14 protein-coding genes are annotated in these 15,642 nt (G+C 69.2%); 9 read left to right on the top strand and 5 right to left on the bottom strand.

The window, feature by feature from the left end; genetic code table 11:
* Positions 1 to 2: 2 nt before the first annotated feature.
* Positions 3 to 329, bottom strand: coding sequence for a hypothetical protein (locus tag WMF14_RS27935; RefSeq protein WP_437790877.1), 327 nt, complete (start codon positions 327 to 329; stop codon positions 3 to 5).
* A 66-nt stretch (positions 330 to 395) separates the two neighbouring features.
* On the bottom strand, positions 396 to 560 hold the full coding sequence (locus WMF14_RS27930; protein ID WP_012237660.1) for a DUF1328 family protein: 165 nt from the start codon (positions 558 to 560) through the stop codon (positions 396 to 398).
* 478 nt (positions 561 to 1,038) lie between these two features.
* Between WMF14_RS27930 and WMF14_RS27925 the strand changes: the two genes are divergently transcribed.
* Complete coding sequence (locus tag WMF14_RS27925; protein WP_437790875.1) at positions 1,039 to 2,346, top strand: DUF362 domain-containing protein; 1,308 nt, start codon at positions 1,039 to 1,041, stop codon at positions 2,344 to 2,346.
* Between the two features lie 47 nt (positions 2,347 to 2,393).
* On the opposite strand, the gene WMF14_RS27920 is transcribed toward WMF14_RS27925, so the two are convergent.
* From WMF14_RS27920 to WMF14_RS27910, 3 genes are all read right to left on the bottom strand, one after another.
* On the bottom strand, positions 2,394 to 2,978 hold the full coding sequence (locus WMF14_RS27920) for a Uma2 family endonuclease (RefSeq protein WP_437790874.1): 585 nt from the start codon (positions 2,976 to 2,978) through the stop codon (positions 2,394 to 2,396).
* Between the two features lie 114 nt (positions 2,979 to 3,092).
* Positions 3,093 to 3,527, bottom strand: a complete 435-nt coding sequence (locus tag WMF14_RS27915; protein ID WP_437790872.1) for a hypothetical protein — start codon at positions 3,525 to 3,527, stop codon at positions 3,093 to 3,095.
* A gap of 408 nt (positions 3,528 to 3,935) precedes the next feature.
* The gene (locus WMF14_RS27910; protein ID WP_437790870.1) at positions 3,936 to 5,987 is read right to left on the bottom strand and encodes a B12-binding domain-containing radical SAM protein; all 2,052 of its coding nucleotides are present in this window, start codon (positions 5,985 to 5,987) and stop codon (positions 3,936 to 3,938) included.
* A 127-nt stretch (positions 5,988 to 6,114) separates the two neighbouring features.
* Between WMF14_RS27910 and WMF14_RS27905 the strand changes: the two genes are divergently transcribed.
* The 8 genes from WMF14_RS27905 to WMF14_RS27870 all read left to right on the top strand — a co-directional run bounded on the left by WMF14_RS27905 (position 6,115) and on the right by WMF14_RS27870 (position 15,621).
* Positions 6,115 to 7,923 carry a DUF2169 domain-containing protein gene (locus WMF14_RS27905; protein WP_437790868.1) on the top strand — a complete coding sequence of 603 codons (1,809 nt, stop codon included), beginning with the start codon at positions 6,115 to 6,117 and terminating at the stop codon, positions 7,921 to 7,923.
* Between the two features lie 193 nt (positions 7,924 to 8,116).
* On the top strand, positions 8,117 to 10,255 hold the full coding sequence (locus WMF14_RS27900) for a type VI secretion system Vgr family protein (protein ID WP_437790866.1): 2,139 nt from the start codon (positions 8,117 to 8,119) through the stop codon (positions 10,253 to 10,255).
* A gap of 215 nt (positions 10,256 to 10,470) precedes the next feature.
* Positions 10,471 to 10,953, top strand: coding sequence for a DUF6484 domain-containing protein (locus tag WMF14_RS27895; protein WP_437804312.1), 483 nt, complete (start codon positions 10,471 to 10,473; stop codon positions 10,951 to 10,953).
* Positions 10,950 to 12,194 carry a TIGR02270 family protein gene (locus WMF14_RS27890; RefSeq protein ID WP_437790864.1) on the top strand — a complete coding sequence of 415 codons (1,245 nt, stop codon included), beginning with the start codon at positions 10,950 to 10,952 and terminating at the stop codon, positions 12,192 to 12,194. Before WMF14_RS27895 ends, WMF14_RS27890 begins: the two co-directional genes overlap by 4 nt.
* A gap of 74 nt (positions 12,195 to 12,268) precedes the next feature.
* Positions 12,269 to 13,438: a beta-ketoacyl synthase N-terminal-like domain-containing protein gene (locus WMF14_RS27885; RefSeq protein WP_437790862.1), complete on the top strand. Its 1,170-nt coding sequence runs from the start codon at positions 12,269 to 12,271 to the stop codon at positions 13,436 to 13,438.
* Positions 13,439 to 13,458: 20 nt separating this feature from the next.
* Positions 13,459 to 14,187: a hypothetical protein gene (locus tag WMF14_RS27880; protein WP_437790860.1), complete on the top strand. Its 729-nt coding sequence runs from the start codon at positions 13,459 to 13,461 to the stop codon at positions 14,185 to 14,187.
* A 47-nt stretch (positions 14,188 to 14,234) separates the two neighbouring features.
* The gene (locus tag WMF14_RS27875; protein ID WP_437790858.1) at positions 14,235 to 14,816 is read left to right on the top strand and encodes an imm11 family protein; all 582 of its coding nucleotides are present in this window, start codon (positions 14,235 to 14,237) and stop codon (positions 14,814 to 14,816) included.
* Between the two features lies 1 nt (position 14,817).
* On the top strand, positions 14,818 to 15,621 hold the full coding sequence (locus tag WMF14_RS27870) for an Imm49 family immunity protein (RefSeq protein WP_437790857.1): 804 nt from the start codon (positions 14,818 to 14,820) through the stop codon (positions 15,619 to 15,621).
* Positions 15,622 to 15,642: the final 21 nt, after the last annotated feature.

The raw sequence follows: 15,642 nt of genomic DNA, 5'->3' as shown, positions 1-15,642 counted from the left end.
GCCTATGGACCGCTCCGAGCGCGCGGGAAATCGTGGCCGGGGACCTCGTGAGGCGGCGGCGCCGGGATCTCCTGCGTGTGCGCGGGCGCTGGCACCTCGGGCTGGTGCCTCGTCCCCGGATCCCCTCCGGGCTGCGCCGTCCCCGGGAGCTGGATCTCGCGGTCCGGCGACGCGCGGCCGGGCGAGCCTGGCGAATCAGGGGTCGCCGGGGTCGCCGGCGATTCGCCGGGGGGGCTCGCCGCCGGCGGCGGCACGCCGGGCTTCCAGGGTTCACCGTTCGGCGCGATGTTCGGCGCGCCGTTCAACGTGCTGTCCAACGCGCTGTCCAACGTACCGTTCCTCTCACCATTCCGCGGTTGCGAAGCGTTCTTCATGGCCTCCACCCTGTCTCCGGATCATGCCGGCATGCGGCGCCCGAGCGCGAGCGAGATCACCGCGAGCACCAAGAACGCGACGAACAGGATCTTCGCGATCGACGCGGCGCTGGCGGCGATCCCGCCGAAGCCGAAGATCGCAGCGATGATCGCGATGATGAAGAAGGTGACAGTCCAGCCGAGCATGATGTCCTCCAAAGGGGTTTCAGGGGTCGATCCGTTGTCTTCGTGGAGACGACCTCAACGTGGTTCCTGATGGCGGCTGTTCGCCGCGGTTCCTTGCTGTTCCCTGGTGTTGGAGCATTGCAGCCCCCGTGCCGACCGGCGGCAGAGGCTGTCGGCCGGCGCGTTCTCGGGGACGCGAGGCGGGTAGCGTCGAGATCGGCCCCAGCCGCTTCCGTCCGGGCGCGTGTGCGGCGCCTCGCGCCTGGGGCAAGATGCCACGATCGTGACAGGGTGGATCTGCGCGTACGCTCTGCGCGTACGCTCTCCGCGTACGCTCTGCACGTACGCTCTCCGCGTACGCGGAGCGCGGAACGCGGGCGTCGGGCGAGCGCGCGCCCGCGCCGCGCTCCGTGCCGACCGCGCCTGCACGGAGCCTCCACGCGGACGCCCTGCAACTTCCCGGAACGGGCGACTCCGGACGGGCTATAAGGGCCCAGCCATGCCGAAATCGAAGGTCGCTGTGATCCGCACGTCGCCTGCGACGGTGCTCTCGGACTACCACCGGCTGATGAACCTGGCCGGTTACCAGGATGTGGTCGCCAAGGACGCCGACACGGCGCTCAAGGTGAACATCTCCTGGCACTTCTTCTACCCGAGCTCATCCACGACGCCCTGGCAGCTCGAGGGGGTCATCCGGGCGATGACGCAGGACGGGTACTCGAAGGACCTGATCCACGCCTGCCACAACCGCACGGTCGTCATCGACGCCCACCTCGGCGAGCGCGAGAACAAGCAGATCGACGTCGTGCAGGCGCACGGCCTGCGCAACGTCCACCTCTACGAAGGGGAGGAGTGGATCCCGATCGGGGACGCGGTCGGCGATCTGCGGAAGAAGTTCCTCTGTCTGAACGAGGTGTACCCGAAGGGGTTCTCGATCCCGAAGCGCTTCATCGGGGAGAACATCATCCACCTGCCGACGGTGAAGACCCACATCTTCACGACGACGACGGGCGCGATGAAGAACGCGTTCGGCGGCCTCCTGAACGAGCACCGGCACTGGACGCACCCGGTGATCCACGAGACGCTCGTGGATCTCCTGATGATCCAGAAGAAGATCCACCGCGGGGTCTTCGCGGTGATGGACGGGACGTTCGCGGGCGACGGCCCTGGGCCGCGCTGCATGGTGCCGCACGTGAAGAACGTGCTGCTCGCGTCCTCGGACCAGGTGGCGATCGACGCCGTGGCGGCGAAGCTGATGGGGTTCGATCCGCTGCGCGATCTCAAGTTCGTGCGGCTGGCGCACGATCTCGGCCTCGGGACGGGCGACGTGCGCGACATCGAGCTCGTGGGCGACGTGGACGCGGCGAACGAGCAGTGGAACTTCGATGGACCGTTCAAGGAGATGACGTTCGCCTCGCGCAACCAGCACCGCATCTACTGGGGTCCCCTGAAGAAGCCGATCGAGTGGTCGCTCAAGACGTGGCTCGCCCCCTGGGCTTACGTGGCGTCGGTCACGTATCACGACATGTTCTGGTATCCGCGCTACGCGAAGGAGAAGATGGCCCCCGTGCTGGAGAGCCCGTGGGGACGCCTGTTCGCGAACTGGGGCAAGGTGCAGCCCGACGCGGAGGGGCGGGGCTACCCGGAGGTCGGCGAGGCGAGCCACGAGCTCGTCCGGAGCGGGGTGAAGCACTTCCTGGAGGGCATGCGCCTCGTGGGGATGGCGGTCGCGGAGTCCCCGGAGATCATGGTCCGCAAGCGGGCGCGCGCGCAGGCGGCCGGCGGGGGCGGGGCGGCGGCGGTGTAGTCCTGGAGCGGTGGCTCCGCTTCGGGCCAAGAGCCGAGCGGAGCCGCTCAACCGCCCGTGGGCCGAGCGAAGACCTTCAGGTAGAGCTCGTCGATTGCCAGGTCGCAGCCGATCGACGCGATCTGGAGTCGTTCGCCCGGGCCGAGCACACGGAGCAGCCAGGTTCCGTCCGGCTGGCGGCGGAAGTGCTCGACCTCCACCTGCTTCTGGGACAGCAGGACGTAATCGGCGATCGATGGAATCCCCCGATACAGGGCGAATTTGCCGCCGCGGTCGTAGCTCTCCGAGGAGTCGGAGAGCACCTCGAAGACGGCTGTGGGGTTGAGCAGGGTGTCGCGGTGTTCGTCCTCGAACAGGGGCTGGCCGCAGACGACCGAGGCGTCCGGGTAGACGTAGCGGCCGATCGTCACGTTCTTGATCCGCAGGTCGGACGCGTGCGCCTCACAGGGACGCGCTCTCAGCGAACTGCGAAGCTCACCCACCACATTGGCAGCGATGAGGCTGTGCTCGCGCGTGCCGCCCGACATCGCGAACACCTCACCGCCAGCGTACTCGTGCTTCACCTCGGAGGAGCGCTCGAGCGCGAGGTACTCCTCCTGGGACAGCTTCGCCTGGGGCGCCTTCTGGGCCATTGGCCCGATCCTACCATGCCCTTCCGAGAGCAGGCCGCCGGCGGGATCGGGGCGGCGGCGGTAGGGCGCGGGGTGGGCGGCCCCAGGAGCGCTGCCTGCGACCCGCCGCGCCGGTCAGCCGATGCCGCCGCCCCAGCCCGAACCGTCCGCTCGATAACATGCGTAGTAGTAGCCGATCTGTCCGGGTGCCCCCTGCTCCCTGTAGTTCGTCGTCAGGTAGTACGTCATCGCCCAGCCCCATCGGCCGAGCGAGTACGAGTAGCCGTAGGACCAGCTGCCGCTGGTCGACTGCACGTAGAACTTCGAGACGCCGTTGTACGGACCGGTGTACATCGTGCCGAGCGTCGCCCCGCCGGGCTGGTCGCGGAGCGTGAGGGACTCGGCGCAGGCGGCGTTCACCGCGCCGTTCGTCACCGCCTGCTCGGCGACGGAGGTTTGCTCGTCGACCTCCGCGTCGTCTCCCAGCTCCGACGAGGAGTCCGCATCGACGACGCACCCCGTCAGCGCGAACACCGAACCCAGGATTACGAATGCATTGAAACTTTTCATTCTATGATGCCTTTGAACTCCACCGCGTGACGACCCGCACGCGGCTTCCCCAAGCAAGCGCGCCGAAGGCGCATGTCCTATCGACTCCCGGAGCCCCTCCTGTGCTTCGCTGACTCAGGGGCTCGAGGGCGACGGACCTCCAACAGTGGAACTTAACCGATCGTGAAGGCTCGTGGGAAGCCTATTCGATTCATCGCTGATTGGTCGATTCGACGATGGGTCGATTCGACGATTCGTCGCGTGTGCGACGATAGGTCGCATTGCCTCACGTCGGGCGACAGCGCCGCCGCGGCGCGCGGCCAGGCGGCCAGGCAATGGGCCCGTGCGCCGTCAGCGGATTCATGCCTCGATGCGCAACGGCGAGCCATCGCGTGATGCGTCGATCGCCGCTCCTGTTCGGGCCGAGGCTCAGCGTGCCGCGCTGGTCGCGTGCGACGGCCGTCGCCCCGACGTCACGGCCGGCGCGGCGCCCGCGACGAACCTGACGCGCACGGGCTTCGGCCGGAGCGGCGGCAACGACCGGGCGAGCCGCTCGTAGGCGTCGCGCCCCACGCGCCGCTCCTCGTAAACGAGCGTCGCCCAGATCTCCGCCTCGCGCGCCTCCGCGTGCTCGGCGGCGCGCGGATCGAAGCGCAGCCCGCGCTCGATGGCGCTGGCTCCGGGGATGCTCTCGTCGGGGCGGCGCGCCGCGCGATCGCGGAAGACGCCGGGGCCGAAGCGGTCGTACTGGAGGATCGTGTGCGCGGTCGACACGGCGCCGGCCCACGGATAGCTGCGCAGGGTCCAGCCGCGCGACAGGTCGGAGAGCCGCGCGTCGACGTCGGCGCGCTCGGCGTCGGTCTTCCACGGCTCCCGCGGGACGAAGAACAGGCCGAGCCCGAGCTCGTCGCCCTCGAGCGCGAACACCTCGTCGATCCCGAAGCGCTCCGGGGTCTGCGCGACGAGCGCGCCGTGCGTCAGCCCGAACTCGCCGACGATGTAGACCGCGAGCGCCTCCCGCCGCGCGCGCAGGAAGTCGAGCGTCTCGACGGCCTCGGCGTGCGTCTCGGTGGGGAAGTCCGTGAAGCACATCGCCTCGGCGGCCACGCCCGCGGACGCGAGGTGGTCGATGACGTCGGAGACGACCTCGACGGGAGCGCCCTTGTCGATGAGGCCGAGGACGCGCGGCGACGCGGACTCGACGCCGAGCGCGCATGCGACGGCGCCCGCGCGGCGCAGCACGTCCGCGCGCTCCCTGGTGAGGTACTTCTCCGGCTTGAGGTCGGTGGCCCACCGCACGTCGAGGCCCGCGTCGAGGATCGCCTGCGCCATCTTCACGAGCGTCTTCGGCGCGACCGAGTCCTGCGACAGGTAGAAGTGGCGCGTGCCGTGCCGCGCGGCGAGGGCCCCGAGGTGCGCCACGATCGTCTCGACGGCGCGCTCGCGGTACGCCGCCGTGCCGACCTCCGCGAGCCCGTAATGGCAGAAGGTGCATTTGCCCCAGTAGCAGCCCCGCGTCGGGTCGTACGGGAGCACGAGCGCCGGCGCGAGGTACGCCTCCAGGGGGAGCCCATCGAAGTCGGGCGGGGGGAGCGCTTTCAGGTCCTCCATGCCGTGGCCGGACGTCCAGCGCGCGCCCATCAGGCGATCGCGCACGACGACGTTCGGCACGTCCCGGAGCGGCCGGCCCTCGTCGAGCGCGCGCGCGAGCGCGAGGAGGGTGTGCTCGCCCTCGAACAGGCACGCCGAGTCGAACGGGCCGAGGGCGCGCGCGAGCCGCTCGCCCGACAGCCGGAGGAGCAGCTGCGTGACGCCGGGGCCGCCGCACGTGACGTGCGCGCCGGGCAGCGCCTCCTTGATCTTGCGCGCGAACGCGTATGCGGGCTGGAGCTGACCCGGGAAGCACACGGAGAGGCCCACGATGTCGGCGCGCGCGTCACGGAGCCGGGGCACGAGCGTCTGCTGCACCCAGGCGTCGAAGGGGTCGTGCTCCGGCCGGCTCGACCGGGCGATCTCGTCCATCGACGTGAGGCCGAACGGCGTGCGGTATGCCGTGAAGTCGAGCTTGAGCGGGTGGTGCGTGGCGGACACGACGCCGAGCGCCGCCTCGATCGTCGCGACCGCGCGGGCGTAGGCGTCCGGATCGTAGAAGGCGTCAGGGGAGCGGAGCGTGGCCTTGGCGAGGTCCACCGCATCCGGGACGGCGTGCGCGTCGCCGCGCGCGCGGGCGAGGGCGACGTACTCGAGCTGGTCTGTGTGCGGGAGCGCGGGGCGGCGGTCGAGCTCGCCGAGGCGCGCCTCGAGGCGGTCGCGGAGGTCGGCCATGCGCTGCGGCGTGAGGAGCGCGTCGAAGGCCTCGATGTTCGCGTCGACGGGCAGGACCTCCACGCCGTTCGCGCGGAGGAAGCCTGTCAGCATCGGCACCGCGAGGTACGGGGCCGTGGGATCGCAGGTCGGCGGATAAACGAGCGCGATGCGCATTCGGGCGCCGCTCTAGCACAGGGCGGGAGGGGTGTCCGGCCCGTGCGGCCGGCCCCGCGGCGCGGCGCAGGGCACGGGCGCGCCCGACGGCGCAACTCCGAGCTTCCGACGTAGTATCGTCTCCGACATGACACGCGCTTCGATGTCTGCGCCCAGCCCGCGAGTCGCTGTCACCCCCCTCGGCCCTTCCGCCGCTGCGACGGTCTGCTTCCGCCTTCGCGGCCGGCTCCATGTCACCGTCGTCGTGAAGGCGACGTTCGCGCTCGTCCCCGAGGGGCGCATGTCGCTCGTCGCCCCGGATCCGATCGCGGCCGAGGAGCAGCCGGATCCTTCTGGCCAGCGCCTCCAGGTCGCGAGCGACCTCGTGCCGTACCTCGATCCGTGCGGCGTCGTGGTGACCGGCCACGCAGAGCTGCCTCCGGGCTTCTCGTCGCCGCAGGCCATGGTCCGGCTGACGGTCGTGCAGGACGGCCAGCTCCGCATCGACAAGCAAGCTCAGCTCGACGGCTCCGCGCGCGTCGGCCCAGCCCGCTCCCACGTCCGTATCGACGGCCTGGGGCCGCTTCCCCGCACCTCGCCGCTGCGCAGCCGGCTGCTCGGCGCGGTCGACGCGCGCCGCGTTCACGGCGCGCTGCTCGACATCCCCGAGGGGCTCGACTGGAGCTACTTCCAGGCGGCGCCCATGGATCAGCGCATCCCGGCGCTGCGCGGCGACGAGTGGATCGTGCTCGGAGGCATGATGGCGCAGCGGCCGAAGCTCCGGACGCAGCTGCCCGAGGCGCGCGGCGTCGCGCGGCTGTACCGACGGAAGCTTGCCTCGCCGCGCGCCGGGGAGCCGATCTCGCTCCGCGCCGACACGGCGCACATCGACGTGGATCGGCGGCGCTGCTCGGTGGTGTGGCGCGGCCATGCGCCCGTCGAGGAGGCGGAGATCGAGTCGCTGCGCGTCCTCGCCGGCGTGGAGCTCCCGGCGCAGCCGATCGCATGGGCCGATCCGTTCGCCGCCGGCGGCGCGTCCGCTGCGCGCGCTGCGCCCTCGGGATCGGCGTCCCAGCAAAACCCCAAGGCCATCACGCTGGACGGCACCAGCCAGCTCAGCCCCGAGGACGCTGCCAGGTTGGTTGCGGCGGCGGCGACCCCGTTCAGTGCAACGCGAGGGCTTTCGGAGCCTGCGCGCTCGGTGACCCCGGCGGCATCGCAGCCGGCCGTCGCCCCGCGCGCTGCTGCGGCCCCTCCCGCGCGGCCCGGCGGCGTCCGCGACCTGCTCGGGGAGACGGACGCGCTCGAGCCCGAGGACGCGGCGAGGGTGGTGGCCGCCGGGGCGATGCCGTTCAGCACCACGCGAGGGCCTTCGGAGCCTGCGCGCTCGGCGCCGCTTTCGACGTCGCAGCAGGCCGTCGCCTCGCGCGAGGCAGCCGTCGCACCGGCGCGGCCCGTCGGCGTTCGCGACCTGCTCGGGGAGACGGACGCGCTCGATCCCGAGGACGCGGCCAGGGTGGTGGCCGCCGGGGCGATGCCGTTCAGCGCAACGCGAGCGCCTTCGGCGCCTGCGCGCCCGGCGACGCCGGCGATGTCGCCGCCGTCCGCTGCCCCCGTCGCGCCGGCGCGGCCCGGCGGCGTTCGCGATCTGCTCGGAGAGACGACCTCGCTCGAGCCCGAGGACGCGGCGAGGGCGATCGCCTCCGCCGCGACGCCGTTCGATGCACCCCGAGCTCCGGTCGCCGCGCCGGTCGAGCCTCCGCGCCAGGCAGCGTCATCGAGCGCGCCTCCAGCGCCCCCTTCGCTTCTCTCGCCAGCGCCTCCCGTCGCCGCGCAGGTCCATGCCCCGCCGTCCATCATGTATCCGCCGGGCCCCGGCGAGGCGAGCGCCTTGCCGGAGGGGCTCGGTGCTCAGTTCCTTGCCGCGATGGCAGCCGCAGGGCTGCTTCACAGCTAACACCCCCCAGGAACTGCCGAGCCAGCGTCGCTCCGAGCGGCGGCGCCGATGTCGCGTCGGCTCTCCCGATCAGCTTCGCTGGCATCGAGCTCAACCGTCCATTGCGGTCGAGCGGTCGCAGCATGTAGGATGGCTCGGGCTGAATGCTGCCCGCGGTCTGTCCGCGCACGCGCTCTGAACAGGGGGAGAGGCCATGCACTCGTTTCAGGTCGACGGACTGGAGCACGAGCTCCGTGTGACGCGGTTCGAGGGGCGCGAGGGCATCTCCGAGCTGTTCCATTTCGACGTGCTCGTCGCTTGTGCGGACAGGGACATCGCGTTCGCCGATGTCGTGGGAAAGACGGCGCTGCTCACCTGGCAGGTCGGCGAGCTGCCTCGGCACCTCCACGGTGTCGTCTCGAGCTTCGAGCAAGGTGAGGAGGGCAAGCGGGTCACGGCCTATCACGCCACGGTCGTGCCTGACGTCTCCCGCCTCAAGCATCGCAGGAACAGCCGAATCTTCCAGGCGCTCTCCACCCCGGAGATCATCGAGAAGGTCCTGCGTGCGGCCGGGATCTCGAGCAAGGGTTATCGCTTCGTGCTGAGCGGCGCTTATCGCCCGCGGGAGTACTGCGTGCAGTACCGGGAGAGCGACTTCGCCTTCGTGTCGCGCCTGCTCGAGGAGGAGGGCATCTGTTATTTCTTCGAGCACGACGAGGGCGGCCACGTGCTCGTGTTCTCTGACGGTGCGTCGGGGCACGGGCCGATCGCGGGGGAGAGCACCGTCGTGTTCCGGCCGCCGCTCGGCGCGCTCCACCAGAGCGAGCACGTCTCCCGTTTCCGTTATGTCGAGCGGGTACGCTCCGGGAAGGTGACGCTGCGCGACTACAACTTCAAGAAGCCCAGCCTGTCGCTCGAGAGCAACGCCCAGGCCGAGGCGGACGACGACCTCGAGGTCTACGACTATCCCGGTGACTACGACGCACCCGGCGCGGGATCGAGCATCGCCAAGATCCGGCTCGAGCAGATCCAGAGCTCGCGCAAGACCGGCAGCGGCGAGGGCGTCTGCCCGCGCTTCGTCCCTGGCCAGACCTTCACGCTCGCGGAGCACGCGCGCGACGATTTCAACCGGGAGTATCTGCTGGTGTCCGTGCGCCATGAGGGCCACGAGCCCGCGGTGGACGCTGTCCCCGAGGGCGACGCCGCGGCCTACCGGAACCAGTTCCAGGTCGTGCCGTCCGACGTCCCCTTCCGTCCGCAGTCGGTGACGCCATGGCCGACGATCAAGGGGATCCAGACCGCGATCGTTGTCGGTCCTTCCGGCGAGGAGGTCTATACGGACGAGCACGGCCGCATCAAGGTCCAGTTCCACTGGGATCGGGAGGGCAAGAAGGACGCGCAGAGCTCGTGCTGGATCCGCGTGAGCCAGATCTGGGCGGGCTCTGCGTGGGGCGCGGTGTTCCTGCCGCGGATCGGCCACGAGGTGGTCGTCGACTTCCTGGAGGGCGATCCGGACCGGCCGCTCGTGGTGGGGAGCGTCTACCATGGCACCAACGTGCCGCCGTACTCGCTCCCTGCGGAGAAGACGAAGAGCACCATCAAGTCGAACAGCTCGAAGGGCGGCGGGGGGTCCAACGAGCTCCGGTTCGAGGACAAGAAGGGCTCGGAGGAGATCTTCCTGCACGGTCAGAAGGACTGGAACATCGCGATCGAGCACGACAAGAAGCAGTGGATCGGGAACGACGAGGCGCTCGAGGTGGACCACGACCGGAGCAAGGTGGTGGGGAACGACCAGAGCGAGCAGGTCGGCGGAAACAAGAGCATCGACGTCGCGAAGAACCACACCGAGAGCATCGGCGAGGACGAGACCCTCTCGGTCGGGGGCAACCGGTCGGTCAGCGTGGAGGGGGATCACACCGAGTCGGTCGGGGGGGGCCAGTCGATCGACGTGGGAAAGAGCCAGAGTGCGTCGATCGGCAAGAACAAGAGCGAGACGGTTGGCGGATCGAGCTCGGAGAGCGTCTCCAAGGGCAAGTCGACGAGCGTGGACGAGGGCTACACCGTGACGGTGGGCAAGGACATGACGGTGACGATCGGGCAGAGCGCGAAGGAAGAGGTGAAGGAGAAGAAGACGATGATCATCGGGGAGAAGCTCTCGATCCAGTGCGGGGACGCCACGATCACGGTCGAGAAGAACGGGAACGTGACGGTGCAGGGGAAGAAGATCACGGTGAAGGGCGAGGGGCCGATCCGGGTCGAGGGGAAGAAGCTCGACGTGAAGAGCGAGGGGGCGGTGAACGTCGAGGCTTCTGGGAACGTGAAGATCAAGGGGAGCAATGTGGGGGTGAACTGAGGTCGATGGGGGGATCGCGGGCGCTTCGGGATGAGGGGGAGCGGAGGAGCTGGGTGATGAGAGACGACGGGCGGGCACCGGCGGCGGAGCCGAGCGGCGAGGCGATCCTGATCGAGGAGGGGGAAGGGGAGGCTGCTGCCGCCAGCGGGGAAGTGGCGGACGAGGGCGGGGGAGAAGCGGGAGCGATCGAGGGCGCGGATGGGCTGCTCGAGCTGGTGGTCGCGGCGCACGAGGAGCGCGTCCGGGCCGAGGCTGAGAAGGCCGGGCCGATCGAGGGCGTCGTGGTGGGGCGGATCGTGGGGTTTGGGCCAAGCGGGGAGCCGCTCGTCGAGGCGGCTGTCCTGGGACAGAGCGCGCGTGGAGGAATTCCGGCGCGGGCGATGACGGCGCTCGGGCCCGAGGACGACGGGCGGGAGGTGGCGCTTCTGTTCGAGGGCGGGCGGCGCGACAGGCCGGTGGTGATGGGGCGGATGCACGTGGCGGGGGAGAGCGCCAGTGCGGCGGTGCAGGCTGGGGCGACGGCGACCGCCGATGGTGAGCGGCTGGTGTTCACCGCGGAGAAGGAGATCGTGCTCCAGTGCGGAAAGGCCAGCATCACGCTGACGCGCGCTGGGAAGATCTTGATTCGCGGGGCTTATCTGCTGACCCGGTCGTCCGGCGTGAACCGGATCCAGGGTGGATCGGTGCAGATCAATTGATCTCGACGATCGAGGCCGAGATCTTCGAGCAGCACGCCCTGGAGGCGGCGTTCCTGTGGTCCTACCGGGATGCTGCGGCCGTGGATCCGCTCTACGATTTGCAGAGCCTCGGTGAGCTGGACGAGCGGCTGGAGGCGCATGTCGACGGCCTGCGGTTGGCTGGCGATGCGGGGTGGGAGATCTGCAAGGGCGCCATCGACGAGGAGGAGCCGGGGAGCTTGTTTGCGCCCATGGTGCTCGCGGTGGAGCGGCGGGATCTGAAGGGCATCGCCGGGGTGCTCGACGTGGGCGGGGGCGTGCCGGCGCTGGCGCGGGCGATCGTGTCGGCGCTGGGGTGGGTGAGCTTTGACAAGGTGCGGGGGATCCTGCCGGGGCTGCTCTCGCACCGGGTTGGGCCGGAGCTGCACCGCATCGGGATCGCGGGGTGCGCTGTCCACCGGCAGGATCCAGGGGCGGCCTTGGGATACGCGATTATGTCGAGCGACCTGCGCCTGAAGGCGCGGGCGCTGCGCGCCGTGGGGGAGCTCGGGCGGGGGGATCTGCTGGGTGAGGTGCGCGGAACGCTGGGCAGCGAGGACGAGGCGTGCCGGTTCGCAGCGGCGTGGTCGGCGGCGCTGCTCGGCGATGCGGCGGCGCTGCGGGTGCTCGGGACCATCGCGGATCGCGGAGGGCCGTTCGCGGAGCGGGCTTGCGCGATGGCGATGAGGAAGACGGATCTGGGGATGGCGTCCACATGGCTGCACGCGATAGCCGGGACGATACGAGGGGCGCGCGTGGCGCTCGCGGGGGCGGCGGCGCTCGGGGATCCGGCGCTCATGCCGTGGATCCTCGAGTGCATGGGGACGCCGGAGCTCGCGCGGGCGGCGGGCGGCGCGTTCACGATGATCACCGGCGTGGATCTCGAGGGGGCGAAGCTCCGGGGGGCGCGGCCGGCTGGGTTTCAGGGCGGGCCGAGCGACGATCCGGAGGACGAGGACGTGGCGATGGATCCGGACGAGAGCTTGCCTTGGCCGGACAGGGAGAAGATCGCGACGTGGTGGGGGAGTCGGGGGAAAGAGCTGAAGCGGGGAACGCGGTGTCTGCTGGGAAGGCCTATGGAGGTGGCGTGGATCGAGGAGGTGCTGCAGCGGGGGAGCCAGGCGGCGCGGGGGGCGGCGGCGGTGGAGCTGGGCTTGCGCAGCGCGGGGCCGGGCATGGTCGAGGTGCGTGCGCCGGCGCGATGCCGTCGGCGGGAGCCGTAGCCAGCGAGGCTCTCGATGACCCTTGTTGACGCTCTCCGGTCGATACCCTCCGATGAGCGAGGAGTCGCTCACCCATGACGCACGCAAGCGGCGCCATCGGCTTCGGGATCACGGCGCTGGGAATGGTCAGCGCGCTAGGCCGTGATGTGGAGACCTCATGCGCCGCCGCCCGAGCCGGGCTCAGCGCCGCTTCCGAGCTGACGGTCATGGACTTTCGGACCCAGGCGCTCTTCGGTTCGGAGACCCTCGACGGGCCGCCGAGCGTGTTCGGCCACGTCGTCAGGGAGGTGGCCGAGGGGTTCGCTGGGCCTGGCAAGGCCCTTGTCCTTGGTGCGGCGGCGCTCCAGAATCTGATGCGGCGCAGGGGCCTGTCGCATCGCGAGCTTCGCCACACCGGGCTGGTGGTCAACCTATCCGATGCGGCGGTGCAGGACGCCGACGCGCGCGGCAGCTCTTCCGACGTCCACGGGGCCTCTCCCTCCGCCGCATGGCGAGCCCGCACGGCGTCCTTGGCGCAGCGGCTCGCGGACATGGCCGAGATGCCCATTCCAGGCCAGCTTCAGGCCGTGCGCCACGCCGGCAACGCAGGCATGTCGCTCGCGGTAGCGGACGCGATGACCATGATCCGGGATGGAAGAGCCGAGCGCTGCCTCGTCGGAGGCGTCGACTCGCGCGTGGAGCCTGGGTTCCTCAAGGCGGCTGCCCGCCTGAGGTTGCTCCGAACCAACGAGCACCCGGTTGGCCTGGTCCCTGGCGAGGGCGCGGCGTTCTTCCTCATCGAGCCGATCGACTCACGCCGAGCTCCCGCCGCTCTCACAGGCGCTCCGCTCGCCTTCATCGAGTCCGCGGTGTCCGCCAGCGATCCAGTCGGCCTGCTGTCCGAGGCCACCCCGAACGGGATCGCGCTCGCCCGGGTCGTGCTCGGGTCGCTCTCGCCGAGCCACGGCGTCGAGCGGCCGATGTCGGCATGGCTCATCGGAGACCTGAACGGCACCGAACGGCGAGCCATGGAGTGGGGCGGCGCCCTGATGCGGGTGCGCGAAAAGATCGACATCGGCGGCCTGTCCTGCTGGTTCCCAGCGACGTCGTTTGGAGATACGGGGGCGGCGAGCGCAGCGATGGCTCTATGCATGGCAGCGCGGGCGTTCGAGCGGGGCTATGCGCCTGCGCGAAGATGCGTGATCTGGATGTCCTCGGAAGGCGGCGCCAAGGGCGCTGTCGTGCTGCACGGCGGCTCGGGCTGACTGCGCGAAAGAGGTGGAGCGTGAGCAACAAGCATATGGAGGAGGCCAACGGCTGGAAGTTCAAGCGCAACCGCGACGGCGACAAGCATGAGAAAAACTGCTCCGACGGGTACTACCGCACGCTGACCATCCGCGACGGAACGGAGAAAACCAGGGGGGAACGGCGGGTCACCGAGATCCACCACGTGCTCTGCGTGCATGCCTGCTCGGACGAGACATTCCCGCCCGCCTTCACCCCGGAGGAGATCGACTTCATCCATAAGTCGCTTGCGATCACCGACTGGGACATCAACGGATCCGGCAACAATATCGGGCTTCCGAAGAAGTGGGCCTATGTTCTCGATACTGGCAACACGACGCAGTGGGGCGGGTTGCCGTGCCACCAGGTAGATCACGACATCTATCTTGATGCGCTCGAGCTGTGGATGGCCGAGAACGTATGGGACAAGATCGCGGAGAATAAGAAGCAAGAAAAATGTGAGAACATGGCCGCCGAGTCTGTCAAGAATTTGTTCGAGTGCGGGAGTAGCGAGTGGAAAAAGTTCTTGAAGAAGAGAGGCATGGATCACGGCGGCACCAAGGCCTGCCTCGATTACTGCCTCACCGGCTCGAACGATCCAGCCAAGGAGAGCGTATGGCACATACCATTCTCTATGGCATGTCCGGAGAGTGACGTACGACGCCGCGTCAAGCCGCCGGCGGGGGCCTCGGTGGCAAGGAAGCACCTCCTGGCTGCTGCGGTTAAGTAGATTCGAATAGCTGCCGGGATGTCGCAAAGAAAGGAGTGGGTGAACGTATGAGCTTCTTGCTGTGGAGGCCGGGGCGAAACCTCGACGGTATCTGCAAGATCCTGGACGTGGAGGGGGTGGAGGACGCCTTCGAGCTAGCGCAGGGGGTGTCTCGGGCCGCCGGCTGGCCCAAGGACGCGCGCTGCCGGATGGACCCTCGCAAGCCGAAGGACATCGCACTGGCAGATAGCCTGCTCGGAGCGAAGCGCCTTGTCGTCTCCGGGCGGGTGAAGAAGGCGCTCGAAGACGCCGAGGTCAGCAACGTCGAGCTCTTGTCGATCGCGATCATCAACCACAAGGGCCACACCGCCTCGGCTGACTATTTCATCGTCAACCCGCAGGACGTCTGCGACTGTATCGATGTGGCGCAGTCGGGTGTCACGTGGAACGCGCTCGATCCCGATTCGATCTGCGCCTGCGACTCGCTCGTGCTCAGGCAAGACGTGGTGCCCGCTTCGTACAAGGTGTTTCGCCTCCACAAGTGGCGGAACCTGGTTGTGATTCGCCGGGAGCTGGCTGATTCCATGCTGGCGCAGGGGCTTTCCGGGCTGAGCTTCGTCGAACCCTCCAAGTACACAGGGCTCGGCTGAGATGGATATTGCCGACGTTCATGCGGAGCTGGTCTCCGAGATTCATTACAACATGCTCTGCGTCGGCAAGGCGCCCATTGCAGAACTCGGCGATATATTTGATGAGCTCGCCGCCCAGTTCGGAGCTCTCGGGATCTGTCACCTGCTCGAGTTCGCGGATGTCGGCGAGTTTCGTGCGAACCTGATCCGCAGCGGGCATTCACGGCGGTACTTCTTGCGGCGCTCACGCGCGGAGGGCAACGTGCGCGACAGGCACCTGGCGCTCAACCGGACGAACTCCGTCCTCGACGCCGTCGTCGCTGGCGACCTTGCGCTAGCGCGCCAGATCGCGGACGAGTCGACCGAAGTGTGGAATCCCGATTGGGAGTACGAGGATGACCATTGCTTCTTCCTGCTGCTTCACAGGATGCTGCAGAACCCGGGTACATCCCCACCGCCCGACGCACCGGTGCTCCTGACGCGCTTCGAGCGCTCCCTGGAAAATCGGCGATCGCCGCGGTATGAAGTATGTCGATCGCTGGTGGCAAGGGACTCGGAGGGGTTCGACGTGTCGGTATCGGCGCTGCTGGACGAGGAGGCGGCGAGGAACGACGAGGCTCGTGATTCAGCGGCTGTGCATGAGGGTGACGTCGTGTACTGGCCGCGCAGTTATCTCTCCATCGAGGGCCTGGCGCTCATCAAAATCGCCGAGCTTCTGGGCATGAAGGTGAGCGGCGAGCTCGCCCGCTGCCCCAGGATCGCGCGTCTGCCCTGGGCCAGTCACTCCGTCGAGGATCTCTTCGCGGCGATCGAGGGCCTGCCCTGACGTCCGTGCGGCCCAATCGGC

The organism is Sorangium sp. So ce693 (assembly GCF_051521375.1).
GTDB classification, from domain to species: domain Bacteria; phylum Myxococcota_A; class Polyangia; order Polyangiales; family Polyangiaceae; genus Sorangium; species Sorangium atrum.
The sequence above is the reverse complement of the archived record's forward strand: the minus strand, read 5'-3'. Positions and strand labels throughout refer to the sequence as shown.